Annotated in this window: 20 protein-coding genes; 13 read left to right on the top strand and 7 right to left on the bottom strand. The window is 58.2% G+C overall.

The window, feature by feature from the left end; translation table 11 throughout:
- The first annotated feature begins 524 nt into the window (after nt 1-524).
- Genes ACW9JE_RS07495 through ACW9JE_RS07485 form a run of 3 tightly spaced genes read left to right on the top strand, consistent with a single transcriptional unit; the run spans nt 525 to nt 5,637 of the window.
- The gene (locus tag ACW9JE_RS07495; protein ID WP_457432367.1) at nt 525-1,397 is read left to right on the top strand and encodes a DUF4123 domain-containing protein; all 873 of its coding nucleotides are present in this window, start codon (nt 525-527) and stop codon (nt 1,395-1,397) included.
- Nucleotides 1,397-4,867 (top strand): T6SS effector BTH_I2691 family protein, encoded by a 3,471-nt coding sequence (locus ACW9JE_RS07490; RefSeq protein ID WP_457432366.1) that lies wholly within the window; start codon nt 1,397-1,399, stop codon nt 4,865-4,867. Before ACW9JE_RS07495 ends, ACW9JE_RS07490 begins: the two co-directional genes overlap by 1 nt.
- 20 nt (nt 4,868-4,887) lie before the next feature.
- The gene (locus ACW9JE_RS07485; RefSeq protein ID WP_457432365.1) at nt 4,888-5,637 is read left to right on the top strand and encodes a hypothetical protein; all 750 of its coding nucleotides are present in this window, start codon (nt 4,888-4,890) and stop codon (nt 5,635-5,637) included.
- Nucleotides 5,638-5,739: 102 nt separating this feature from the next.
- On the opposite strand, the gene ACW9JE_RS07480 is transcribed toward ACW9JE_RS07485, so the two are convergent.
- Entirely contained in the window at nt 5,740-6,936 is a 1,197-nt protein-coding gene (locus ACW9JE_RS07480; RefSeq protein ID WP_457432364.1) for an MFS transporter, read from the bottom strand.
- Nucleotides 6,937-7,216: 280 nt separating this feature from the next.
- On the opposite strand from ACW9JE_RS07480, the gene ACW9JE_RS07475 reads away from it, so the two are divergent.
- Together ACW9JE_RS07475 and ACW9JE_RS07470 are read left to right on the top strand one after the other, a co-directional pair.
- Nucleotides 7,217-8,050, top strand: coding sequence for an oxidoreductase (locus tag ACW9JE_RS07475; protein WP_457432363.1), 834 nt, complete (start codon nt 7,217-7,219; stop codon nt 8,048-8,050).
- Nucleotides 8,051-8,076: 26 nt separating this feature from the next.
- Complete coding sequence (locus ACW9JE_RS07470) at nt 8,077-9,018, top strand: AraC family transcriptional regulator N-terminal domain-containing protein (protein ID WP_457432362.1); 942 nt, start codon at nt 8,077-8,079, stop codon at nt 9,016-9,018.
- 16 nt (nt 9,019-9,034) lie between these two features.
- Here ACW9JE_RS07470 and ACW9JE_RS07465 read toward each other — a convergent pair whose 3' ends face one another.
- Nucleotides 9,035-9,724: a tetratricopeptide repeat protein gene (locus tag ACW9JE_RS07465; protein WP_224533278.1), complete on the bottom strand. Its 690-nt coding sequence runs from the start codon at nt 9,722-9,724 to the stop codon at nt 9,035-9,037.
- Nucleotides 9,725-9,959: 235 nt separating this feature from the next.
- On the opposite strand from ACW9JE_RS07465, the gene ACW9JE_RS07460 reads away from it, so the two are divergent.
- A complete protein-coding gene (locus tag ACW9JE_RS07460; protein ID WP_224533277.1) occupies nt 9,960-10,463 on the top strand; it encodes a GNAT family N-acetyltransferase in 504 nt (167 codons plus the stop codon).
- Between the two features lie 179 nt (nt 10,464-10,642).
- On the opposite strand, the gene ACW9JE_RS07455 is transcribed toward ACW9JE_RS07460, so the two are convergent.
- Both ACW9JE_RS07455 and ACW9JE_RS07450 read right to left on the bottom strand, forming a co-directional pair.
- Nucleotides 10,643-11,047 carry a RidA family protein gene (locus ACW9JE_RS07455; RefSeq protein ID WP_224533276.1) on the bottom strand — a complete coding sequence of 135 codons (405 nt, stop codon included), beginning with the start codon at nt 11,045-11,047 and terminating at the stop codon, nt 10,643-10,645.
- Between the two features lie 25 nt (nt 11,048-11,072).
- Nucleotides 11,073-11,513 (bottom strand): MAPEG family protein, encoded by a 441-nt coding sequence (locus tag ACW9JE_RS07450; protein WP_457432361.1) that lies wholly within the window; start codon nt 11,511-11,513, stop codon nt 11,073-11,075.
- A gap of 132 nt (nt 11,514-11,645) precedes the next feature.
- On the opposite strand from ACW9JE_RS07450, the gene ACW9JE_RS07445 reads away from it, so the two are divergent.
- From ACW9JE_RS07445 to ACW9JE_RS07435, 3 genes are all read left to right on the top strand, one after another.
- Nucleotides 11,646-12,281 carry a LysE family translocator gene (locus ACW9JE_RS07445; RefSeq protein ID WP_457432360.1) on the top strand — a complete coding sequence of 212 codons (636 nt, stop codon included), beginning with the start codon at nt 11,646-11,648 and terminating at the stop codon, nt 12,279-12,281.
- A 7-nt stretch (nt 12,282-12,288) separates the two neighbouring features.
- On the top strand, nt 12,289-12,816 hold the full coding sequence (locus ACW9JE_RS07440; protein ID WP_457432359.1) for a GNAT family N-acetyltransferase: 528 nt from the start codon (nt 12,289-12,291) through the stop codon (nt 12,814-12,816).
- A 346-nt stretch (nt 12,817-13,162) separates the two neighbouring features.
- Nucleotides 13,163-14,311, top strand: coding sequence for an aldose epimerase family protein (locus tag ACW9JE_RS07435; protein ID WP_457432358.1), 1,149 nt, complete (start codon nt 13,163-13,165; stop codon nt 14,309-14,311).
- Between the two features lie 142 nt (nt 14,312-14,453).
- Here the strand turns inward: ACW9JE_RS07435 and ACW9JE_RS07430 are convergent, their stop codons facing one another.
- Both ACW9JE_RS07430 and pdxR read right to left on the bottom strand, forming a co-directional pair.
- Nucleotides 14,454-14,804, bottom strand: coding sequence for a DUF6124 family protein (locus tag ACW9JE_RS07430; RefSeq protein ID WP_457432357.1), 351 nt, complete (start codon nt 14,802-14,804; stop codon nt 14,454-14,456).
- Nucleotides 14,805-15,453: 649 nt separating this feature from the next.
- Entirely contained in the window at nt 15,454-16,947 is a 1,494-nt protein-coding gene (gene pdxR, locus ACW9JE_RS07425) for a MocR-like pyridoxine biosynthesis transcription factor PdxR (protein ID WP_457432356.1), read from the bottom strand.
- A gap of 224 nt (nt 16,948-17,171) precedes the next feature.
- Between pdxR and ACW9JE_RS07420 the strand changes: the two genes are divergently transcribed.
- Nucleotides 17,172-17,621, top strand: a complete 450-nt coding sequence (locus tag ACW9JE_RS07420) for a carboxymuconolactone decarboxylase family protein (protein ID WP_224533268.1) — start codon at nt 17,172-17,174, stop codon at nt 17,619-17,621.
- Between the two features lie 289 nt (nt 17,622-17,910).
- Here ACW9JE_RS07420 and ACW9JE_RS07415 read toward each other — a convergent pair whose 3' ends face one another.
- Nucleotides 17,911-18,867 (bottom strand): threonine dehydratase, encoded by a 957-nt coding sequence (locus ACW9JE_RS07415; RefSeq protein WP_224533267.1) that lies wholly within the window; start codon nt 18,865-18,867, stop codon nt 17,911-17,913.
- A gap of 105 nt (nt 18,868-18,972) precedes the next feature.
- Here ACW9JE_RS07415 and ACW9JE_RS07410 point away from each other — a divergent pair, with 105 nt between their 5' ends.
- The 3 genes from ACW9JE_RS07410 (at nt 18,973) to ACW9JE_RS07400 (ending at nt 23,814) form a co-directional block, all read left to right on the top strand.
- Complete coding sequence (locus ACW9JE_RS07410) at nt 18,973-19,764, top strand: helix-turn-helix transcriptional regulator (RefSeq protein ID WP_457432355.1); 792 nt, start codon at nt 18,973-18,975, stop codon at nt 19,762-19,764.
- A gap of 253 nt (nt 19,765-20,017) precedes the next feature.
- The gene (locus ACW9JE_RS07405; RefSeq protein WP_457432354.1) at nt 20,018-21,376 is read left to right on the top strand and encodes an MFS transporter; all 1,359 of its coding nucleotides are present in this window, start codon (nt 20,018-20,020) and stop codon (nt 21,374-21,376) included.
- A 311-nt stretch (nt 21,377-21,687) separates the two neighbouring features.
- On the top strand, nt 21,688-23,814 hold the full coding sequence (locus ACW9JE_RS07400; protein ID WP_457432353.1) for a TonB-dependent receptor family protein: 2,127 nt from the start codon (nt 21,688-21,690) through the stop codon (nt 23,812-23,814).
- Nucleotides 23,815-23,949 lie beyond the last annotated feature (135 nt).

Raw genomic sequence — 23,949 nt, 5'->3', positions numbered from 1 at the left:
TACCCCGCGGTGTTCCTTCCTCCATCGCGAGCAACCTCGCTCCTTCAGATTGCTGAAACTGGCTGCAGCTGCGCCGAACCCAGACTATCAAATTCCCCAGAAACCGCCCGGCTGCGAAGCCATTCGTAAACCTGAGCCCAGCCTCTATCTGAACACCATCGGATAGGGTGATGACTTAAGGCCACTATGCGCAAGAAGTTGCGCACAAAAAATGTGGATAAGCCTGTGGACACATTCTTGCAGGCAACGTCGCCCGTGCTGTACAGACAAGTGCGCAAAAAGTTGCCAGGCACTGCGCAACTTCTTGCGCACTTTTAGGGGTAATTGAGCCTCTATTTGTTTCAAACGTCGGACAAAAATGCCTCATACCCCCGATTTCATTACTCCTCATTATTTCTGGCACGTTCCTTGAGAAGGGTTCTGGTACCCGTTGGGCGATTTTGCCCCGTGGGAACCCTTATTTTCGCGTTCCCGATGCAGTGATCAGGCAACGGTTACGCGTTGCTCAACACAAGGAACAGGGAATGGACAGCCCAGTGAACAGAGTTTCCCAAGCCAACTATTTGTTGATTGATGGTGTATTGCGGCCCGATGCGCTTGCCCGTCTGTACCAGCGTGGCGAACCGCTGGAGATTGTGCCGCTGTATCTCGGGACACGGTGGAGTGAGCTACAGGATCTGGGGCCGATTTTGGTTTCGCTTCAGGGGCCGTCCACTTTGATCGGCGAGGAGTACCAGCAGGCGGATGCCAGCCTGTTGTCCAGTCGCGCTCCCCTGCAGGTTGTTGCCGATCATTTGCGGCGCTTTATCGCGCCACCTGATGTGCTGGGCGGGAGCGGATTGCTGCGCTTTGCCGATCCGCTGGTGGCGCGCCATTGGTTGGAGAGCTATCAGGGCACTCACCTCGACGGGATTCTGGGACCGATCGAGGCGTGGCATGTGCCTGAAGGTCAACACTCCTGGGAATCCGCACCCCAATCTGTGTGGCGTAGTTTTCTGCGCGCCGGGCCTGCCCCTGACGGGGTCAATACCCTGTTGGGTGAGGGGCAACTGAAGGCGCTGAACCGCGCTGGCCGTTGGCAACTTTCCGAGCGGTTGAACCATAGCTTGGAGCAACGCGAGCCGCTGCTTTTGGCAGAACTGGACGAGAGCACACGAACCCAATGGTTCGATCAACGATTGGATGAAGCCGAGGCTTGGGGGTTGTCGAGCGAGTGCAGTCTCGCCATCTGGGTCGAGTACAGCGTGCGCTGGGGAATTGGGTTCGCATTTCAATCAGACGGGCCTTATCAGCGTTGGCTCTTACACAATCCCGACGCCCTCCAACTTGCACCAGAACTGCGTATCCAGCGGATGGATAACGATTGTCTACCCACCGAAAACCACAAGGACATGTGATGAGCTACGCAACAGAAGCCCAGCTGGATCAGGCCCGGCGCAATCAGGAATTCCAGAACATACCGATGGGCTCCGGCCAGTGCGGATTGATGCAAAAGGAAGTGGCCGTTTTCCCGGTTCGGTATGCCGTGGACGAGTCGCCGCAAGGCAGCGCCCAAGGTCCTAATCCGCTTCCGAAAAACTGGTCAAACCCCGCATTGCCACCGTTAAAGACCCGCAGCTACACCCTGCGCCAGCTGCGGGACGGCTGGCTGTACGTGTGGAGCAGCGTCGACAAAACCTTCCATGAGTATCAGGTGGAACGCGAGATGCTCATTCGTCACGAATGGACCGAGCGCGAGCTGAACCAGGACACCCGCCACAACCCCGGCCAGGCACGCCAGTACCTGCTCTACTCCCGCCGAACCCAACTGCGCATCGCTTACTCGCCTGTGCAATGGACGTGGCGGATGTGCGAGTTGATGCGCAGCAACGCCGCCGAGCAATCCCGCTGGATGCGCAGCGTCGACCTGCCGGCGTACTGCCTCACCGGCAAAGTCGCCCACGGCGAGGCGATCACCGAGCTGGGCAAATGTGTCGCAGACATTTTCGTCTATGGCGGACAGGCGCCGAGCTTCACCAGCACCCTGCTGCCCACCGAAACCGCCGACCCGGACGCGGCGTTCAAGCCGGCCTTTGAAGAAGCGCTGGTCCGCGGCCGGGTACCGATGCAGGACACGGCGCTGTTTGTCGCATTGGACGATCCGCTGGCGGTGATCGACGACCTGAACATGAACCTCGTCGGTCGGCTTATGGAGCAGAGCCAGTTCGAAGCCCTGCATCAACAGCAATTACAAAGTGCGTTAGCCGTGCAGAACTTGTGCGGGTTTGATGCCGAGCCGTTCATTCCTTCCTCGATCAAGGACCCGATCCAGCGCCAGGCCTACACCGATGACCTGTACACGCTGCTGAGCACCCACGATGAAATCGAACGGTCCACGGAACTGGTGGAGGCCGAGTACAGCGCGATGGTGAGGATGGGCGCGAACTCGACAGCGGCGGCCGGCGAACGCGCGTTCAAAGCCAGGTGGGGACATCTGCCTGATCAACAAAAATGGCGGACAGCCCTCGAGGAATGGGACGCCAAACGCTACTGGCGCGAGGACGTGCGCTTTGACGAGGTACAAAACTACCTGAGCCAGACCACCGTCGAGGCGCTACAGCTGCAGGCGCACATCCAGCGCAGTGCCGACGACCTGATCGACTGGCTCAACCAGTTGAACCCAGGTGCCGAAACGGTCTTTCACGACACCGGCCACGAAGATCAGGCCAGCCAACTGCTGGAAACCGCCCACGCCCTTTACACCGCCTTGGGCAACGTCGAACGCGGACAGCAATGGCTACTCGCGCAAGCCGCGCAGCCCAGCAAACTGTTCGGCACCGCGCTGTACAACTTCAACCCGGAACTCGCCGCGCTGATCAAGCAGGTCACCCACAACTTCAGCACCACCGGCAAACTCGACGACCAGGGCCGCGAAGGCGACGGTCACTCCCCCACCCTGAACCCAAGATCCCCGGGCGACGCCACGAGCATCGGCACCCGCTTCAATGAAATCAAGGCGGTGCTGGACCTGGAATCCGTCCGCGACAGCCAGCTCTACCAGGCCATGAGCAGCACCGCCAAACAGGCGATGAACACCCTCCTCGACGTCGCCAACCACAAGGCCAGAGACGCCTGGCACGGCTTGAGCGTCATGCTGCTGCCGGCCATGAAACAGCAATTGGCACTGACCCTGGCCGTACCGCAAGTGCTGATCTCTACCGAAATCTCCATGGACACACAGCTGGTCTACAACCCGAACTACCAACGCGAGTACCAGGCCTGGCTGCTGGAAGTCGCCACTGTGCAGAACAAGATAGCGTCCTCCAACAACGCCTTACGCCATCGCGCGGCGCCTCACGATCAACGCGCAGCGCGTCACTTTCTGCGAGCCCAAGAAGACCGCCTGAAACACCTCTTCCTGCAACGCCCCAACCAGATCTCCGGTCAAACCTCAGGCCCCACGCGCCTGCCTGTCGACCTGCCACAAATCAACCGCTGGCTCTCCGATCTGGGGAAATCGGAGGTGATCGAGCAGCTGAAAACATTCGGCACTCAGGAACACCTGCGCAGCACCAAAGCCTGGATGAACCAGAACCTGGGCAATGCCTTGCCTGCCCTGCTGGTGGGCCTGAACGCCTGGAACTTGCATCACACGGCAAAACAGGCAAAGAACGATGGCAAATTCTCGGCGGATGAATGGCGCAATGTGAGTGCGAGTGCGGCGTATGCAGGGAATGCGATCGCGGCGTTGTGGGTAGGGCCGGCGTGGAATCGTGCGGGGAATATGACAGCTGAACTAAGGCTCAAAACTCGGAGCGTGGCTCAAGCCTCATACAGAAGTTGGTTGTCGGAGGCCAGAACAGCTGCGATTGACGGGAAAAGTGCCAGAGCAACGCTGGCGACTGAGTTTGCGAACGTTTCTAAAGGGCTGATCTGGCGCACGGTGACGTGGGCGGCATTGGGTGCTGTGGCGAGCGGGCTAGAAGCTTGGCAATTGTCCCATGACGTTGATGGCGCCACCAGCGAGGTTGAAAAAGGCTTACTCAAAGGAAAATCTCGTATCGTTACAGGCATGTCTGTGGTCGCCACGATACAAACTATCGGCACTGGCCTTGGCTATTGGTTCGGCTTTGCCTGGGTAATGTCCAAGCCGGTGATCATCACCTTGGCGATTCTCGGCATCGCCTATTTGATGATCAGCATGGCCGCCAACCGCTACAAGCGCGAGGGACTGCGCCTGTGGCTGTACCGTTGCACTTGGGGGCGAGGATCAATCCCGGAATGGCATGGCGATGAAGGCCACTTTAGGCAGACGCAAGCCCTCTTGGAAACCCTGCAACGTCCCAGCGTCGGCGGCAGGGCTTTGTCCACCGGCGGAGGCAGCACGCCGAGAAAAAACCTGGGTTTCTGGCTGCAAATCCAGGTGCCGAATGCGCTGGCAGGCAAGGACGTGACCCTGCAACCGGCGATGATCCAGACATATCTGTTTTATGCCGACGAACTGCAAAGCACCAAGGACCAGTTCTACGACAGGTTCCTCAATGGTTACTGGATAGATCCGAATCTGCTCGGCCAGTTACCCGACGGTCCCGGTACCAAAGACAATCCGGCGGACTACATCTACACCGGTAAAGAACAGCACCGTCTATGGCAAGTGTGGATCGAGTTCTCCAAAGGCAGCCCTGTCCTTGAATTGGAGGTTAAGTACCCGGCCGGGGTACTTCAGCGTGCTGACAGACGCGGGTACATGTTTCGAATCGCGCTTGAGTGGGCCCCGAACGAAGCGGATCGAGCCAACAATGCTTTCAGCGGCGAGCTAGAGGAAAAGGACGGCATCGTACTGAGAGAGCAAGAAACCCAGCTTCTGAAATTGATCATCCCTAACTGAGCTAATGGACGAGCCCTGATATGTTTAAATTCAACAAAGCACTTGATTTACCGCCGCAACTACAATGGAAATACGCTAGTGAGCCAACGTTAATGGCATGGACGATTCGGGCGCGCAACTACAACACATTCGTGGCCAACTGCATGTTTGCGTTTTCATCAATATTTGTCGTAGGAGGGGCATCATATTTTCTATATCGACATCCGACCCCGGAGGACGGTGACATATCCAGAATTCTGTTTAGCTTAGGTTTTTTTATTTTTTTCTCACTCCTGACCTCATCCATGACCCATCAGCGAATGAATTATGCGTATAGATTCACTCAGTCCGGATTGGAATACTGCGAATGGAAAGAACCAGCTAAATGGGTACTACCATTCTTGAAATGGTTTACCGGCATCATAGCAATTATTTTCATCTTCCTAGCAACCATTGATCCTACCTTCCTGATTGGTGCACTGATAGGTCCCGGCGGCATGGGACTGATGTATCTGTCCATGGCAAATTCCAAGGGTTTTCAAAGTTTGCACACTGAATACCACCATTACTTCATACACTGGAACAAACTAACGAACATTACGATTGCGACAAATAGAGACATGGTTGAACTGGAATTTAAATATCCGGAAAAAAACACAAATGACATGCTCTCAGGGAGCCAATACGTTTTCTTTCAACGCCGAGCAAAAGAACAAGTAGTGGAATTTATCGAAGCCCACCTGCCATCCAGTGTGCCTTGTGTCATTGGAAAGGTGGAGGTTCTGAACTAATCAGCGGTACCTCTCTGTAGGAGCGAGCAAACTCGCTCCTACAGAGAGGTACCTGCGCAATTGCGAATGCCACTTCGAACACCGTAAACCCCGCAGCAAGCATCAGCTGCCAACCGAAACCCCACCACGCGCCTCACTCAACCACCAAACGCCCACGCCCAACACCGCAGTCAGCGCCGCCAACATCAATATCACCCCCTGCATCCCCAGCGGCGCTGCCAACCCCGCCACCAACAACCCCGCCAGCGGCTGCGACAGGTTGTTGAGCAACGTCATCACGCCCACCGTCTTGCCAAAGTCCCGAACCGGAATCACTCGCTGACGAATGCTGCGCATATACACGTTGAACATCTTGTCGAAGCCGACGACCAGCAGAAATCCCACCACATACCCGGTCAGCCCCGGACTCAATGCACTGAACAATCCACCCACGGCAATCATCGAATATCCCAAGCCACCCAGCACCCGCATCGGCAGCGCCACCCGAGCCAGGAAAAACAGGATCACAATGGTGGTCACCGCCCCGGCCGCCTGTAGTCCGGCATAGGCATCCTTGCCAGCGCCGAACTGCCCGATCACCATCGCCGCCGAAGTCGCCAGTGTCACCCCGACAATCAGATTGATCCCAACCGCCAAGGCGATGATCTTCTTCAACTCCGCTTGCTCGCGAATGTGCCCAAAGGCTACCCGCAATGGCTGCAACCAAATGTCCTGATGCTGCTCGAACACCTCCAACGTTATCCGGCTGAGTCGCTGCCACACCCGCATGCTCACATCCGCCAGCACAAACAACCCCGCCACCCACAGCACCACCCAATGCCAAGCCCATACCTCGAGCAACAACGCCGCCACCAGCGGCCCGAGTACCAGCCCCGTCTGATCGGCGATCTGCGAATACGACAAGGTTTTGGTGTAGCTGTAATGCTGGAAGATGTGCGGCATCAGCACCTCGCGGGCCATGATGCCCTGCGTGGTCAGTACCCCGCACAGCGCCGACAGCATCACCAACCAGGCAAGGCCGCCGAACACCGCATAGAGCCCTACCGCCACCACACAAAGCAGCGCCCGGTAAACCTGACTGATGTGCAGAATCCGGACAGGCGAAAACTTGTCGCACAGCGCTCCACACACGGGAAACGCGAGGTAGCGCGGCAGCGATTCGACGAAAAACGCCAGCCCTGCCCATGACGCGCTGTTGGTGGTCTGGAACACCACCAGCGGCACGATGAACAGCAGGATTTGATCGGCCAGTCGTGAGAAGAAGAGGGAGATGAAAAAAGCCGCGTAATCCTTGCGCATGGGTGACGTCCTGTCGCGAGATCGATAGCTGCCCGGATCACCCGTCACGAGGACGCATGATGAGCGTGGCGTAGTCTTCCTCCGATCGGAAGATTGCGCAACACAGATGTTCGCAGAAGAACATTCATGGAGGTTTAGAGTGGATGCAGGTTCGCTATTTAACAATGAGTTCCACCATCCACTTGATAGGAACAGACAATACGCAAATCCAATCAGGCATAGTCCCCCACCCTGCCTCGCCCTAGCATGGCCTCACCCGATATTTTCAGGAGTGCGCCCCATGAATGCTGTAAAAACCCTCTTTATCACCGGCGTCAGCAGCGGCTTCGGCCAGGCCCTGGCCAGGGAAGCCCTCGCCCAGGGCCACCGTGTGATCGGCACCGTTCGCAGCGAATCCGCTTTGGCGACCTTCGAAGCGCTCTCGTCTGAGCGGGCCCATGGTGTGGTGCTGGAAGTCACTGACTTCGATGCCATCGCGGCAGTGGTCTCCGCCGTCGAAAACCGGCACGGTCCAGTGGATGTGCTGGTCAACAACGCCGGTTACGGCCACGAAGGGATTTTCGAGGAGTCGTCGCTGGAGGAGATGCGTCGTCAGTTCGACGTGAACGTCTTCGGCGCGGTGGCGGTTACTAAGGCGTTTGTCCCGTATTTTCGCCAGCGTCGCGCGGGGCACATCCTTAATATCACGTCCATGGGCGGCTACATCACCATGCCGGGCATCGCCTATTACTGCGGCAGCAAATTTGCGCTAGAGGGCATCTCCGACACGCTGAGCAAGGAGCTCGCCCCCTTCAATGTTTTTGTCACAGCCGTGGCACCGGGATCGTTTCGTACGGACTGGGCCGGCCGCTCGATGCGGCGTACGCCGCGCAGCATCAGTGACTACGATGCGAGCTTCGACCCGGTGCGCAAAGCCCGCGAGGAAAAAAGCGGTCATCAATTGGGTGACCCGCAAAAAGCCGCGCGCGCCATGCTGAAGATCATCGACTCCCCCAACCCTCCCGCTCACATGCTACTTGGCAGCGACGCCCTGGCCCTGGTGCGTGACAAGCTGCAGCGGACGGCGGAGAGTATTGAGCAATGGGAGGCGCTGAGCCGCTCTACTGATGGTTGAGCAGGAATGTGGAGGAAGGCGCACCGATGACTAAATCAGAGGACCCGTGCGCCGCGCGCATGGTGCAATTGATGGACCGACTTGCGCCGCTGGAGGGCTACAACCTGAGTCCGCTGGATGACGTGCGCTTTCTGCGATCCAACCGGCCGCTGACACGCACGCCGGTCCTGTATGAGCCGGGCATCGTCATCCTCTGTCAGGGCCGCAAGCGCGGCTATCTGGGCGATGAGATCTATGTCTACGACGCCCAGCATTATCTGGTGGTGTCAGTGCCGGTCCCCTTCACCATGGAAACCGACGCCAGCGAAGCGCAGCCCATGCTGGCGGTGTACCTGCGTCTGGATTTCGCCCTGGCCGGCGAGCTGATTCAGCAGGTAGATGAGGTTTGGAACTTCAGCGCGGCCCGGCCCATGGGCATGTACGCCTCGCCCATGGACGAAGCGCTACGCCAGTCGACCCTGCGCTTTCTGGAAGTCATGAACGATCACAGCGACGCACAAATCCTCGGCCCGGCGATGCTGCGCGAGATCTACTACCGCATCCTCACCGGCGGACAAGGTGGCACCCTGCGCGCGGCGATCGCCCGGCAGGGCCAGTTCGGCAAGGTGACGCGCGCCATCCACAAGATCCACAGCTGTTATCACGAGCACCTGGATGTGGAGGCGTTGGCTCAGGAAGCGCAGATGAGCGTGCCCAATTTTCATCTGCACTTTCGCAGGGTGACCGATTCTTCGCCGATGCAGTACCTCAAGTCGACACGCTTGCATCAGGCGCGATTGCTGATGCTGCGCAACGATCTGACCGCAGCCAAATCGGCGTATCTGGTGGGCTACGAAAGCGCCTCGCAATTCAGCCGCGACTTCAAGCGTCTCTTCGGTCGCACACCGTTGGCGGAGGTGGCGTGGATGAAACAGGCCTATGCGTTGCCGGCGCCGACGACCGCGTCGCCCTTCGTGTCATCACACTGAGTTGGCGGGAAAAACCTCAACCGCTCACCAGATAAGCCCCTGCCGGAACCCGGCGCTGCAATTTCTTGCATTTGTCCGGCGCGGGCTGCTGCCCTGGCGGACGATCCAGAAACCAGATCCGGCATTTGCCCGGCGGCGGCAAATGCCCACGGGGAATCACCAGACCGTCATACGCAGGTTCAGCCTCGACGGAAGTCCGCGCGAGCTTGCCGGATTCGCCGCCAGAATCCTGAGTGGATGGCTGAGCAAGATCGGCCTCGCTGCGCCTTTGGGCCTCCCCTTCCAACTGCTTGCGCACGGCAACCGGGTCCGCAATGGCGCCCGGTGGCGTCCCCGAAGCCTGGGCCTGCTGGGCGGCCTGGATCAATTGGAGGTTGCGGTTGCGCAACGCGACGTTGCGACCGACGCGCATGTTCGAGCGCACCGCCAGGGTTTCAGCCTGCTGATACTGCCCCTGCTGAAGACGCAACACGCCCAGGTAATGCAGCGTCGCGGGATTGTTCGGCTGAATATGCAGGGCCCGCTCCAGGGTGGCGGCGGCCTGGTCCAGCTGGCCTTCGCCATACTGGCGCGAAGCGGTTTCGATCAGCGTGGTCGATGCACTGTTGCTTTGCATGCGCACTGTTCGCTCGGCAGCGATCGAACCCGGCGACGAGGCGGCGCAGAACACCAGGATCAGACCCGGCAGGAAACGCTTGATTGGCATCAGGGACTCGACTGCGCTCGGACGGCATGGGAGGAAACAGACCACTGGACTGCTCGGTACGCCCGAAACAGCGCCAGATTGACCTGGGCGGTGGTCCGAAGTTCCCATAGTGCTGCGATCTTTTCAACGCAACACAAACCGTTTGATCCTTCACAAATCATGTAGCTGTTGGTAAAGCGTAGCTGCCTCTTGGAAGTCGACTAAAGTGTGAGTTTATTCAGCCAAGGGATTCGCAATGAACCTGCACCACAGGCCAGTGACGGCCGATGACGTTAAAGCTATCTGCGGCTTTCCTCAAAACGCCCAAGAGCTGTTTTTCATGTTTCCGAAAGCGCAGTACCCGCTAACGGAAGAGCAATTGAATGCCGCCATTTCTCAACGCTTCGACTCGACCGTCTTCGAACTCAATGGAGACATCGTTGGATTCGCCAACTTCTATCGAGCCGAACGCCAAGGTGTTTGCTGCGTTGGCAATGTCATCGTCCCGCCGCACGCCCGGGGCAAAGGTGTCGCGACCTTTATTGTGGAGACCATGACGGCCTTGGCGTTTGAAAGGTATGAAGCCAGAGAGGTGCAGATTTCGTGCTTCAACGAAAACACGGCGGGGTTGCTGCTGTATCCGAAACTCGGGTTTTGTCCATTTGCTATTGAAGAGCGGGTTTCGCCAAGAGGCAGTCGAACAGCACTGATACACATGAAGCGCCAACATCCGGATTTCGCGTCCGCGGATGACCAATAACGGGCTGCGATGGCGTTGAGTCCATTGGTCTTTGGAACTCGATACATGCATCAGCTTCCTGCTGTTTGTGCAGACCTTTCCTGCCGAGCAGCAGCCCCAAAAAGATCGCAGCCTTCGGCAGCTCCTACCCTGGAATGCGTCCACCTGTAGGAGCTGACGAAGGCTGCGATCTTTTCACCTCACTCACTACAACTTCTGCGCACCGCCACACACTTGATCTCTACCAACAACCCCGGGTGAGCCAACTCACTGACACCGACGCACGTCCAGGCGCACAGACCTTTGGGAAACACGCGATTCTTCACCTCACGAAACACCGCCATGTGCTGCGACATGTTCACGTGATAGGTCGTCATCTCGACCACATCCTCAAAGCTGCAACCTCCAGCGGCGAGCACGTCTTCAAGATTTCTCCAGGCGCTGATGAACTGCTGCTCGGGATCCTGAATGACCTCCAGCTCAGGCGTTCTTCCCACTTGGCCCGCGCAGTAAAGCGTGTGACCAACTCTGACCGCAGGGGCGTAACCCGCGCGCTCGACGATAGGCCTCATGGCATCTGGAATGATGATTTCGCGGTCCGGCATTGCTTGATCTCCAAATGGGAAAGCGTCAGATGTTAGCAGCCTGAGCAACCACCCCCGCAACAACCATCCCCGCCAACCCCATCAAACACCCAACTCCCAACGCATAAGCAATCGTCCGCCAAGGCTGCCATCCCGCCAGAAACGTCACCGTATGCACCACCCGCGCCCCCGTAAAAATCCCAAACAACCAAACAGTACGATCCACCGGCGTATCGAACACCACACAAAGCCCGCCCAACGCAAAAAACAGCGGAATGTTCTCAAGATCGTTCAGCCACGCACTCTTCGCCTTCGCGACTTGAGGTAATTCCGACGCACTGGGCAAGCGCCCCACAAGCCTCGCGTCTTCCGGATTCTGGAACGTCAAACGAGAGATCCGATAAAACCCCTGATAACAGGAAATCGCAAACATCTTGAGGAACAGCACAACCACACACAGCGCGTAGACAGACAGAACCGTGTTCATCTTTTCTCCTTAAACATGATCAAGCCCTGATTCTCCCGATTGCCGCAGAACGAATTCGATGTTGTTGGCTGAATTGACAATTCCTACGGCCAGTCGGAAATTAACCGAAACCCGCCAAGAGAAGGAACTCAAATGCCATTCGATTTCAACCACCTCCTGCTCGTACTCACCGTGTATGTGATTGGCGCGGCGAGTCCAGGGCCCAGCAACATGCGAATCATGGGGGTCGCCATGCATCAAGGCAGACGCCCGGCGTTCATGCTCGCAGCAGGCGTTATCAGTGGTTCTTTTTTCTGGGGTTTGATGGCGGCCACAGGCGTTTCCGCCATCCTGACGCAATATGCCCATGCGATCGGCGTACTCAAAATAGTCGGTGGAGCCTATTTGCTGTTCCTCGCCATCAAAGCGGCACGCTCCGCACGTATCTCGGACGAGCAACTCAGGCAGACGCATGCCGCCACCCCGGAAGTCTCCGGCTTCAGGCTCTACAAGCGGGGTTTGCTCATGCACCTCACCAACCCCAAAGCATTACTTGGCTGGGTTGCAACAATGACTCTGGGGCTGGGGCCGCAAGCGTCGACGGCGACCGTCGCCATCACCCTGGCCGCCTGCGCGGTGATGAGCATCACCATCTTCGGTGGCTATGCACTCGTTTTCTCCACCGCCCCAATGGTTCGGGCCTATCGCCATGCACGTCGATGGATTGAAGGCACGCTCGCGTTGGTCTTTGGCGCCGCTGGAATCAAACTGCTGCTTTCTCGTTCCTGAGCCGCTGATGCATCAAAAAACCGAGACCGAGCCAATGACCATTCGCAACGAGCAAGCTGAAGACATCCAACGCATCGCCACACTCACTGCCGCAGCGTTCGAACACGCAGAACATTCCAGCCACACCGAACACTTCATCGTCGACGCCCTGCGCCGTGCCGGGCAACTAACGGTCTCTCTGGTGGCCGTGGAAAATGACGAAATCATCGGCCACGTCGCGATCTCCCCTGTCAGCGTGTCCAGCGGTGCGACGGGATGGTACGGACTCGGGCCGATATCCGTATCGCCGAACCGGCAAGGCCAGGGGATTGGTTCAACTTTGATGAAAGCGGCATTGACGGAATTGCGAGACAAGGGTGCGGCTGGCTGCGTGGTGCTGGGCGATCCGGGTTATTACGGTCACTTCGGTTTCAACGTTCATGTTGGATTGGAGTTGCCCGGCGTTCCCCAGGAATACTTCCAGGCGTTGTCTTTCGTCGGTGAATTTCCGTTGGGCACGGTGCAATACCACGAGGCCTTCAATGCCACGGAATAACCCCGGGCAACCCTAACGGCTAGCTGAACGTACCCTGAGCCCACTCTCGAGTGGGCTTTTTTCATTCTCGGCATTCCATAACGCTGTTGACCGATGCCCCACACGCCAGCGACGCCTATAGGGTCTCCAGCGTAAAACCACCAATGAGCGCTGACCAAAAACTCCATTTAGTCAGACTTTATTATTGCAACAAACGATTATTCCGCTATAAATTTGATCTCACCCGATAATTAGCATGACTATTTTGCGCTGTAGATGCTAACGAGTGAAGCGTCTGCCCAGCCCTGCGCGGTCCCATGCGGCTTACCGGTGTTTTCCAGAACAACAACAAAAAGGAAGGTCAACCATGCTTCAATCCCGTCACCTGCTTTCCGGCCTTGGACTGTCCCTGATGCTCTCGACCCTATCCGCCCAGGCCGCCGGCCTGTCCAGCGAACACAAAGCCTTTGGCAAAACCAATGACGGCACTCCCGTCGAACAGTTCATCCTGCGCAACAGTCATGGCATGCAGGCCAGCGTGATCACCTATGGCGCGACGCTGCAGGCGCTGCAGGTGCCGGACAAACACGGCAAGCTCGATGATGTGGTTCTCGGCTTCGACGATGTGCAGGGTTATCAGAAAGGCACGGCGTACTTTGGCGCGACCATCGGCCGCTTCGGCAATCGCCTGGCCGATGGTGCATTCGAACTGGACGGCAAGCGTTATCAGGTGCCACAGAACGACAAGACCAACGCGTTGCATGGCGGCACTCAGGGTTTCGACAAGAGGGTCTGGAAAGCGCAGGAGATCAAGGACAAGGACTCGGTGGGCGTGACCCTGACCTATCTGTCGGCCGATGGTGAAATGGGCTTCCCTGGCAACCTCACCACCGAGGTCACCTACCGCCTCACCGACAGCAATGAATTGCGCATCGACTACAAGGCCAGCACCGATAAACCGACGGTACTCAACCTGACCAACCACAGCTATTTCAACCTGGCCGGCGCCGGCAACGGCGACATTCTCAAACAACTCGCCACCCTGAACGCCAGCCATTACACACCGGTCACCGCCAAACTGATTCCGACCGGCGAACTGGCCCCGGTGGCCGGCACGCCGATGGACTTCCGCAAACCCACGGCAATCGGTCAGCACATCAAGGCCGATCACCCGCAACTGAAATTCGCCGAGCCGAAACAGGGCGGGTTTGACTTCAACTGGGCGCTGGATAGCAAAGGCGATATCAAGCAACTGGCCGCCGAAGTCAGCGACCCGCAGTCCGGCCGTGTCTTGCAGTTGTACACCAACGAACCGGGGGTGCAGTTCTACACCAGCAACTTCCTCGACGGCACGGTCAAGGGCAAGGCAGGCAAGGTTTATCCGCACTGGGGCGCGTTCACCCTGGAAACCCAGCACTATCCGGACTCGCCGAATCAGCCGGCCTTCCCGAGTACACGGCTGGATCCGGGGCAAACCTACACTCAGAACGTGATTCTGAAGTTCTCTGCCAAATAACATCTCGTGGTGAGGGGATTTATCCCCGTGGGGCCGCACAGCGGCCCTACAAAAAAATCGCAACCCCCGAAAATTCCTACAGGACTACACATCACCCTGTAGGAGCTGCCGAAGACTGCGATCTTTTCAAACCGACACAAATTTACGGCGGATCAATCTGATCCAAAACCCGATTCGCCGTTATCTCCGCCAACATCACACTATTGGAAATCCCCAACAACGCATTGCGCGCCCCACCATCCAGCAGATCCACCAGGTGATGCACCATCACATCCACCGACGCCAGCGTTTCGACCAGATAGACCATCAGGTCTTCGGTTGAGACATCGGGGTTGACGGTGAACAGTGTGCTGGGTGTTCGGGATGTTGCTTTGATGGTGGCGGTTGTGTGGGGGTCGAGGGTGGGTTCGGTGTTGTCGTTGGGGGTGGTTGGATCGGGTTGATTCGAGGATGCCGGATCGGTGTCCGGGGGATTTGGTGTGACTTTGAACATTTCTCAGGTTCCTAATCATGTGCCTACCCTCTTGCTGCTAAACGAGAGGGAGGCAGCTGCACGCAGGTTAGCAGACCGGGGAACCTAAGAAGCCGGCGCGCCCAAGGGCGCCCTGCGTACAGCCACCATCAAGAAACATGCGCGAGCCTGACTGATAGAAGCGTTGCACGACTTAGATTACCTACAGGCTGCTAACCCGATCACTGATGGGCAGTGACGCGGATCAAGTTACTGAGCGGGCCCAAGGCGTACAAGCCGGCGGATTCTGGCGTAGCGGTAGGGAAAGGCGCAAGGATTTGTAGCTTTCTGGAAGTAAGTCTGAGGATGCTTAAACACGCACTCGCTGGTTATGTTTAAAAACTGCTCGCACGCCACCTGAAACTAGCAATCCATGGGAACTGGACGGCATTTGCCACTCTTCAATACGAGTCATCTCCCCTCATAGCAGCGCTTAGCAGAGACTCAGTCAGCGATTGGCCAAAGCAGTCAAGAGCATTCGCTTTGGTGGCGAAGGACTGCAATCGGCCAGAAGCGGTCATCACCGGCAAGCTAGAAATGTCTATCACTGGTCAACTCACACCCGCGCAGCTTGACGTCGCCGGTGCACCCCCAAGCGTGACCTTAAACTCATGCCGGAGGCTAAATGTTTTCAGGTTAATGCTTTCCTAACCTTCAAAGCTGCCTCTTGTATGGCTCGCTCTTCGTACGGAGCAAATCCCAACAAAAAACCGCCAGATTTCGGCGACCGATAAAATCTTCCCAGTGGCATGACATCGACGCCGGCCTTTTCCATTCTCTCGCACGCCTCTGTTTCGTGGCCGACCAACAATGAAGCGGCGATATCCAGTCCACCACGAATCTCCGGTACCTCGATCAAGCCCCGCCAATGCTGTTGTGCTGCACAATTTAGCGCTTCTGCACGAAGTGAATAGAGCTTGCGCATGCGTCTGACATGCCGGTCGAAATGTCCTTGGTCGAAAAATGCCGCCAGCACAGCCTGATTGAGGCTGTTAGGGTGGCGCGAGGTCAATGCCAGCGCTTGGGTAAAGTTGTTGACCAGGTGGGGCGGTAGCACCAGATATGCCAAGCGGACGGATGGAAACAGCAATTTGCTGAATGTACCAGCCAGGATCACCGAGTCATCGGCGCCGGCCATTGAGCGCAATGCGGGGATGGGCTTGGCGATAAAACGATATTCGCTGTCATAATCATCTTCGATTATGTAGGCCCCAGAGGCGTTCGCCCAACGCAGCAGAGCGCGTCTTCTGTAGGGAGACAGTTGGTAACTGGTGGGCATTTGACGCGACGGCGTCACGTAAATCAGCTCTGCCTCTGGGGCGACCTGGACACCATGCTCGATGCGCATGCCCTGTTGATCGACAGGAACGTCCACTACCTTACAACCTGCGACAGTCATGAGTTGTCTCACTCCTGGGTACCCTGGATCTTCCATCCAGACAGACGCCCCAGGTCGTGCCAGAAGTCGCAGGCAAAGGTCGATTCCCTGTTGCACGCTACTGAGCACTACGATTTGGTCCTCAGGCACGTGCACCCCTCGCGCCGAGCCCAGATACTGTGCAATGGCACGACGCAAACTCGGTAATCCGGCCGGATCATAATCGAGCAACGTCTCTACCTTTGAACTGCGCATCTGCTGAATATGCAGCTTGCGCCATAGATCAATCGGGAAAGAATGTACGTCGCTACGCATTGGGAAAAATGGCAGCAGTCCGGGAAGAATTTTGCGCCTCGTGATCGCTGGAGTAGCGCTCAGCCGCTCAAGCCAGTCTGTGACTGGCGGCGTTCGCCTCACCGTTACGTCTGCGCCATCACCTTGATCCAGGGAAAATGCTCGTAATTTGGTATCAGGCAGCTCAACGGAGACACGTGTGCCACTTCCAGTTCGACTGACTGTATAACCCTCTGAGAAAAGCTGCTGATACGCTGAGTGCACCGTACCGCGTGCCACTCCCAGATGCTTGGCCAGCGCCCGGCTTCCCGGTAGCTTGCTGCCCGGAGGGATACGTCCGGTGAGCATTGCGTCGCGCAATTCTACATACAACCATTCTTGAAGATTGATACCCACAGGAGGCCTTCCCGAGGGTAGTGCCATGGCCCCGAACAGGATCGTATTGGAGGACATGAGCACCTCAAAAGTGGACCAGTAGATTAGAAGCCTAGTGGATCAATACCATAGTCCGCTTTATGACCACAATTGGCTCGACCTCATTTTTCTCCGTACACCAGCAGCGTTCGCTGCCATGGGCTCCTTATAAGCCCGGTTAGGGGGTGGGGATTCGCATAATTTCGAGACAGCGACGCCTGCATGTCTTTCGCACCAACGCCGTAATGAGAGGAAGGAAACTTATGAGTCGCATCAATTGGTTTGAAACTTCGCCTGGCGCAGCCAAGGCCCTCGGAGGACTGCACCATTTCGTGACCACATCGACAAACTTGCCGGCCCTGCTAATTCATCTCGTGTTTTTGAGGGTTTCTCAAATCAACGGTTGTGCCCATTGTATTGATCTGCATTCACGTGATTTGATCAAAGAAGGAATGTCGGTGGACAAGCTGCTGCTGGTACCGGTATGGCATGAAGCACAATACCTTTTCTCGGATTTGGAGCGCTCGGCGTTAGCTTGGGCAGAAGAAGTCACGCGTGTCAGCGAAACACATGTATCCGATGACGCCTACGCGTCCGCATCTGCCATGTTTGCAGAAAAAGATCTGGTTGACCTCACAGTGGCCATTGCTGCAATGAACGCTTTTAACCGCATGGGCGTCAGCTTCCGCTTACCTCCCGCTGCAAAGGCTTAATGTCTTTAGTCGTTCAGCAGTCACAAGTTCGGCAGTAATGTATGTATCACCTTGCTCAAAAGAGTGCTTTGAAAGTGGCATTCGTGATCGGAAACTAATGGCTGGAAGCAGTCTATCGCCAATGACTGCTTCTGGCTGGTTGCTGCCTTCTTCACGCTCCCCCCTAAAAGGGCGCGCCACAGTTTTTCGATCCATCAGCCTCCAATGAATTACTCGCACCGGGCGAACATGGCGCGCTAAACAAATGGCGCGCCTCACTGCCACACTCATCAGGTCAATCCTACCTCCCTCACCCAACCACCCCCAAATAAACCTCCCGATCCACATTCCCCCCCGACAACACAACCCCCACCCTCTTCCCAACCATCGCCTCCCGCTCCTGCATCAACCCCGCCAACCCCGCCGCCCCGGCCCCTTCCGCCAAGTTATGCGTATCGGTGAAATAAACCCGCATCGCCTCCCCCACCTCCTCCTCACTCACCGCAACAATCCGCGCCGCGCCCTTCGCGTACACCGCAAACGCCTCCGGAATCGGCTTTCTCACCGCCAGCCCGTCGGCAAAGGTATTCGCCGAGTCCGTCTCGCAAATTTCTCCCGCCTCGAACGATAATTTCGCAGCCGCCGCCTCGGTCGAGACCACGCCCACGACTTCGGTTTTCAACCCCAAGGCATCGCGGGCGGCGATGACGGCGCAGATGCCGGAGCCGCAGCCGATGGGGACGTAGACGGTGTCGAGGTCTGGGGCGGCGGTGAAGAGTTCGAGGGCGTAGGTGGCGACGCCTTTGACCAGTTCGGTGTGGTACGGGGGGACAAGGTAGAGGTTGTGTTGTTGGGCCAGGCGGGCGGCTTCTTCGCGGGCTTCGTCGAAGTCGCGGCCGTATTCGACGACTTCGCCGCCGAAGCCGCGCATGGCGTTGTTTTTTTCCTTTGAGTTGCCTCTGGGGACGACGATGAGTGCGCGCAGGTCCAGGGCGCTGGCGGCGAAGGCCTGGCTTTGGCCGTGGTTGCCGCGGGTGGCGGTGACGATGCCTTTGACTTCGGGGTGGGTGCGTTTGAGCCAGTGCATGAAGGTGATGCCGCCGCGCACTTTGAAAGCGCCGGTTGGTGTGTGGTTTTCGTGTTTGACCCAGACGGTGCAGCCCAGGCGTTCGGCGAGCAGCGGCCAGCGATATTGCGGCGTGGCGGGCATGGCCTGGTAGACCTGACGGGCGGCTTGCTGGATGTCGTCGAGGGTGAGTGTGTGCATGGCGGGCTTCCTTGAGGTTTTGTTCAGTCTAGGCATGGGCGTGGCCGATGGGCTTTCAGAAAACTGACCTGACTTTTGTCCCCGCTGTTCACTACTATGGAGCGCATGAGCTCTCGAAAACGCCCTCCTTCACCGCCGCAGTCTGAACCGGTCCGCCGTGTCGAGGCCGGGTCGTGGGCGATTGAATTGTTGCCCAGGGCGGCTTATGCGACGCGGTATGTGGCGTCGCAATCGGCGATTGGCTTTGCCTTTGACAGCCAGCGCGGGGTGCATGCGATCGGCAGTGATCGGGTGCTGCCCTTCGATGCGGTGCCCAATGGGCTGGCGTTTGTGCCGGTGGGGTGTGATGTGTTGTCGGAGTCGCCCAAGGGCGGTGAGTACCTGCGGGTGTTGCGTACCGATGGGGTGGCGTTGACGGGGGATCGGGCGTTCAACAATCTCATCGATCCGCAGGCGATTGCCCTGGCGTTGCGCATGCGTGGAGCGTTGTTGCGGCCTTCGGTGGAGGATGACTGGGAGGCTTGGGCGCTGGGGTTGGCCGAGCGTGCGCAGGGGGAGGAAGTGGAGGCTTTCGGGTCGATTACCGGGAGTCGGATGCGTTTGCTGGATGAGTTTATCGAGGCGGGGCTCGACGGTTCGCTGGGGGTGAAGGCGATGGCGGATTTGTTGGGGTTGTCGGAGGGGTATTTCATGCGCGCGTTCAAACTGGCGACCGGGCAGAGTCCGCATGGGTATCTGATTGATCGGCGGGTGGCGCGGGCTCGGGCGTTGATGCGGGATTCGAAGGCGACGTTGGCGGAGATTGCGTTGGTGTGCGGGTTTAATTCACAGGCGCATATGGCAACGGTGTTTCGGCAGCGGTTGGGGGTTAGTCCGGGGGAGTTGCGTAGGGCATAGATTTTTGGGGGCTGCTGCGCAGCCCAACGGGGGCAAGCCCCCTCGCCACAGGAGTTTCCTTTCCACAGGAATTTCTTCTATAGAGAAATAGCCTCATCACAAGGGACTGCTTGGTTGAATCGCCTGGCCTGAATCATGCTTTCTTCAGTGACCAAACGTCGGTGCTGACTATGCGGATGACACTTTTGAAGTGAGTCGCGTCGGTGGGTCGCCCGATAATCGAGGGATCACTGACGACAGGTCGAGGTCAAGCATGACGAGCACTACTACGGAACAGGTCAGCCCTGAAACGCTGCGCAAGGTGATTGTCGCGGCCGGCATTGGCAATTTTGTCGAGTGGTTCGACTTTGCCGTCTATGGCTTTCTGGCCACGACTATCGCTCAGCAATTTTTCCCCAGTGGTGACGCCAGCGCGGCGTTGCTCAAGACCTTTGCGGTGTTCGCGGTGGCCTTTGCGTTTCGCCCGCTGGGCGGGATTTTCTTTGGCATGTTGGGGGACAAGATCGGGCGCAAGCGCACGCTGGCGGCGACGATTTTGTTGATGGCGGCTGCGACGACCTTGATCGGGCTGTTGCCGACTTATGCGGCGATCGGGGTGATGGCACCGGTGCTGTTGTCGTTGATTCGCTGTGCCCAGGGGTTCTCCGCCGGCGGTGAGTATGCGGGGGCCTGTGCCTATCTGATGGAGCATGCGCCGAACGACAAACGCGCCTGGTATGGCAGCTTTATTCCGGTGTCGACCTTTGCGGCTTTCGCTTCGGCGGCGGTGCTGGCTTATGCGCTGGAGGCGTCGTTGTCGGCCGAGGCGATGGCGAGTTGGGGTTGGCGGTTGCCGTTCCTGGTGGCGGCGCCATTGGGGCTGGTGGGGCTTTATCTGCGCTGGAAGCTGGATGAGACGCCGGCGTTCCAGGCGGTGACCGAGGAGCATGATGTTGCGCACTCCCCTCTCAAGGAAACCCTGCGCAATCACGGTGCGGCGATGTGCTATCTGGGCGCGTTCGTGTCGCTGACGGCGTTGTCCTTTTATATGTTCACCACCTACTTCACGACGTATCTGCAGGTGGCCGGCGGCTTGAGTCGGGCGACGGCGTTGCTGGTGTCGTTGATTGCGCTGGTGTTTGCGGCGCTGATTTGTCCGGTGGCGGGGTTGTATTCGGACAAGGTCGGGCGGCGCAGGACGGTGATGACGGCTTGCGGGTTGTTGATTGTAGTGGTGTATCCGTCGTTTTTGATGGCCAGTTCCGGGTCGTTTGCGGCGTCGGTGTTCGGGGTGATGTTGCTGGCGACCGGGGCGGTGTTGTGCAACGTGGTGACGGCGGCGCTGCTGTCGGAGACGTTCCCGACCAGGACGCGCTATACGGCGTCGGCGGTGACGTACAACATGGCGTATACGCTGTTTGGCGGGACGGCGCCGTTGATGGCGACGTGGTTGATCAGCACGACGGGGAGCAATTTGTCGCCGGCGTTTTATTTGATGGTTGTGGGGGTGTTGGGGTTGGTTGGGGGGTTGGCGTTGCGGGAGACTTCGCGGGTTTCGTTGCATGAGGTTGGGGGGGATGAGGAGCGTGTAGTTGTCGGGAATCATCGCGAGCAGGCTCGCTCCCACATTTGATCGCGGGCTGCACCAAAACTGTAGGAGCGAGCTTGCTCGCGATGGTGGATCTGGCACCGCGGGGTGTCAGGTAGCCAGCGTTATCGTTGACGACCATCGCGAGCAAGCTAGCTCCTACAGTTGATTCAGGTGTGTCAGGAAGCCAGCGTTATCGTTAACCACCATCGCGGGCAAGCCACGCTCCCACAGGGGTTGCATTGACCTTGTAGGCCGTAGGTGTTTGAAAAAAAAAGAAATCCCCATGTGTTTCCTTCGTTCTTCCATACGTCGCAGTTCCTCACTGCCCGTTTTCGTCGTATGGAGTTCTCCCGATGCCCTCGCCCAAATCCCTGCCCGCCGCGTTGCTTGGCCTGACGCTGGTTTGTCCGGCCCTGGCCGAAGCGGAGGGGTTGGAGTTGGGGCAGGTGTTGATTGGCGCTGAGGATCGTAGCGGCGAGGATCGTTCGGTTGCCGAGGCCGAGGCGCGGTTGGCCGCGGTGCCGGGCGGGACGAACGTGGTGGATATGCGTCGTCCGCTGCAAGGGCGGGTGGCGAGCAATCAGGATGTGCTGGCGTATCAGCCAGGGGTGTATGCCCAGTCTTCGGGCAATGAAGGGGTGAAGATTTCGATTCGTGGTTCGGGGATCAACCGGGCGCCGGGGGCCCATGCTTCGGGGCTGTACACGATGCTCGACGGGCTGCCGCTGACCGGCCCCGGTGGTACGCCGTATGAGTTGCTGGAGCCACTGTGGCTCGATCATGTGGAGGTGCTGCGCGGCGCCAACGGCTTTGATCGCGGTGCCCTGGCGCTGGGTGGGGCCATCGATTACCTCAGCCACACCGGCTACAACTCGCCCAAGTTGCAGGTGCGTTATGCGACCGGCAGTCATGGCTATCAACAGCGTCAGGTCAGTTCCGGGCAGGTGCTGGGGGATTTCGACTATTACGTGGCGGTGACCGACGCGCAGTCCGACGGTTATCAGGACCACACCAACAGCGAGAGCCAAGGCCTGATCGCCAACTTCGGTTATCGCTTCAATCCGAATCTGGAAACGCGTTTTTACCTGCGCTATCGCGAGACCGATAACGACCTGGCCGGGCGCGTGACCAAGCACTCCATCGAGCACGATCCCCGTGCGGCGAACCCGGCCTATGTGCTGCGCGATGACAGCCGCAAGCAGCCGGGCAGCACCTTTATCGGCAACAAGACGACCTTCTATCTGGATGACGATTCGAGCATTCAGACGGGGCTGGTGTATCACGACTATCCGATGGACTTGCGTGAAGGCCCGAACCGCTTGAAGGTGGCGTACACCGATGTCAGCGGCACCTTCGACTACAAGCGCCGCGACACGCTGTGGGGGATGGAGAGCAACAGCAACGTGGGTTTGCGGGTGACCAAGCATCTGCCGAACAACGGGGCCAGCGAGCTGGTGCGAATCCCCACCGGCAACACCGCCGGTTATGCGCCGGGCACGCACATGCGCAACTTCACCTATCAGGGTTCGGACACGGTGCTGCATGCCGGCAATGACCTGGAGATCGCCGAGGACCTGTGGCTGACAACGGGGCTGGCCGCCATCTATACCCGTCGCGAGAGCGCGGTGACTTACCCGGATGGCGGCGGCAAGACCAGCATGGGCGACTGGGATTACGCGCCGCGGGTGGGGCTGCGCTATCAGCTGACGCCGCAGGTGCAGGTGTTCGGTAATCTCAGCCGCTCGGTGGAAGCGCCGCATCCGTGGTCGCTGATCTACAGCGCCAACCAGCGCTTCCCGGTTGGCAGCGGCCCGGCGACGGGGACTCAGCGCGATCCGATCGAGTTGCAGAATCAGACCGCGACCACCCTGGAGCTGGGTGGTCGTGGCGATAGCGCGATCGGGCAATGGAGCCTGTCCTGGTATTACTCCCAGGTGCGCCATGAGTTGCTCTCGGTATTGCCGGACGCCAACGCGACCACGCCTTATGAGCTCAACGCCAGCCCGACGGTGCATCAGGGGGTTGAGGCCGGTTTGCAGAGCGACCTGTGGGCGGCGGCGGATGGTGGGCGGTTGAGTTTGCGTCAGGCTTATACCTTCAGCGATTTCCACTATCGGGATGATGACCGATTCGGCGACAACCGCCTGCCGGGGTTGCCGATGCACTATTACCAGGGGGAATTGCGCTATGACTGGCCGCAGGGGTTCTTTGCGGCGGTGAATACGCAGTTGGTGTCGAAGGTGGCGGTGGATTATGCCAACAGCTATTACGCCGATCCTTATGCGCTGTTTGGCGCAACGCTGGGCTTCAATGCGCCGAAGGGGGATTGGCAGACCTGGCTGGATATTCGCAATCTGACGGACAAGCGTTACGCGGCGACGGTGACGCCGGGGTATGACGACAAGGGGGTGGATGTAGCGAGGTCTACGCCGGGTGAGGGGTTGGGGGCTTATGTTGGGGTTTCCTGGAGTTGGCTCTGATGTCCTGTGAGCATTCTGATTACCCGCGTCATCGTTAAACTCCATCGCGGGCAAGCCCGCTCCCACAAGGTTTCGAGTCGTTCACAGACACTGCAATCAACTCAAAAAACTGTGGGAGCGGGCTTGCCCGCGATG

It is taken from the genome of Pseudomonas sp. SDO55104_S430, from assembly GCF_054070595.1.
Note: the sequence above shows the minus strand (reverse complement) of the source record. Positions and strands in the feature narration are given on the sequence as shown.

What these genes read in the sequence shown, in the direction of transcription:
- ACW9JE_RS07495 (WP_457432367.1), top strand. Translation starts at nt 525, where the DNA reads ATGGACAGCCCAGTGAACAGAGTTTCCCAAGCCAACTATTTGTTGATT.
- ACW9JE_RS07490 (WP_457432366.1), top strand. Translation starts at nt 1,397, where the DNA reads ATGAGCTACGCAACAGAAGCCCAGCTGGATCAGGCCCGGCGCAATCAG.
- ACW9JE_RS07485 (WP_457432365.1), top strand. Translation starts at nt 4,888, where the DNA reads ATGTTTAAATTCAACAAAGCACTTGATTTACCGCCGCAACTACAATGG.
- ACW9JE_RS07480 (WP_457432364.1), bottom strand. Translation starts at nt 6,936, where the DNA reads ATGCGCAAGGATTACGCGGCTTTTTTCATCTCCCTCTTCTTCTCACGA.
- ACW9JE_RS07475 (WP_457432363.1), top strand. Translation starts at nt 7,217, where the DNA reads ATGAATGCTGTAAAAACCCTCTTTATCACCGGCGTCAGCAGCGGCTTC.
- ACW9JE_RS07470 (WP_457432362.1), top strand. Translation starts at nt 8,077, where the DNA reads ATGACTAAATCAGAGGACCCGTGCGCCGCGCGCATGGTGCAATTGATG.
- ACW9JE_RS07465 (WP_224533278.1), bottom strand. Translation starts at nt 9,724, where the DNA reads ATGCCAATCAAGCGTTTCCTGCCGGGTCTGATCCTGGTGTTCTGCGCC.
- ACW9JE_RS07460 (WP_224533277.1), top strand. Translation starts at nt 9,960, where the DNA reads ATGAACCTGCACCACAGGCCAGTGACGGCCGATGACGTTAAAGCTATC.
- ACW9JE_RS07455 (WP_224533276.1), bottom strand. Translation starts at nt 11,047, where the DNA reads ATGCCGGACCGCGAAATCATCATTCCAGATGCCATGAGGCCTATCGTC.
- ACW9JE_RS07450 (WP_457432361.1), bottom strand. Translation starts at nt 11,513, where the DNA reads ATGAACACGGTTCTGTCTGTCTACGCGCTGTGTGTGGTTGTGCTGTTC.
- ACW9JE_RS07445 (WP_457432360.1), top strand. Translation starts at nt 11,646, where the DNA reads ATGCCATTCGATTTCAACCACCTCCTGCTCGTACTCACCGTGTATGTG.
- ACW9JE_RS07440 (WP_457432359.1), top strand. Translation starts at nt 12,289, where the DNA reads ATGCATCAAAAAACCGAGACCGAGCCAATGACCATTCGCAACGAGCAA.
- ACW9JE_RS07435 (WP_457432358.1), top strand. Translation starts at nt 13,163, where the DNA reads ATGCTTCAATCCCGTCACCTGCTTTCCGGCCTTGGACTGTCCCTGATG.
- ACW9JE_RS07430 (WP_457432357.1), bottom strand. Translation starts at nt 14,804, where the DNA reads ATGTTCAAAGTCACACCAAATCCCCCGGACACCGATCCGGCATCCTCG.
- pdxR (WP_457432356.1), bottom strand. Translation starts at nt 16,947, where the DNA reads ATGTCCTCCAATACGATCCTGTTCGGGGCCATGGCACTACCCTCGGGA.
- ACW9JE_RS07420 (WP_224533268.1), top strand. Translation starts at nt 17,172, where the DNA reads ATGAGTCGCATCAATTGGTTTGAAACTTCGCCTGGCGCAGCCAAGGCC.
- ACW9JE_RS07415 (WP_224533267.1), bottom strand. Translation starts at nt 18,867, where the DNA reads ATGCACACACTCACCCTCGACGACATCCAGCAAGCCGCCCGTCAGGTC.
- ACW9JE_RS07410 (WP_457432355.1), top strand. Translation starts at nt 18,973, where the DNA reads ATGAGCTCTCGAAAACGCCCTCCTTCACCGCCGCAGTCTGAACCGGTC.
- ACW9JE_RS07405 (WP_457432354.1), top strand. Translation starts at nt 20,018, where the DNA reads ATGACGAGCACTACTACGGAACAGGTCAGCCCTGAAACGCTGCGCAAG.
- ACW9JE_RS07400 (WP_457432353.1), top strand. Translation starts at nt 21,688, where the DNA reads ATGCCCTCGCCCAAATCCCTGCCCGCCGCGTTGCTTGGCCTGACGCTG.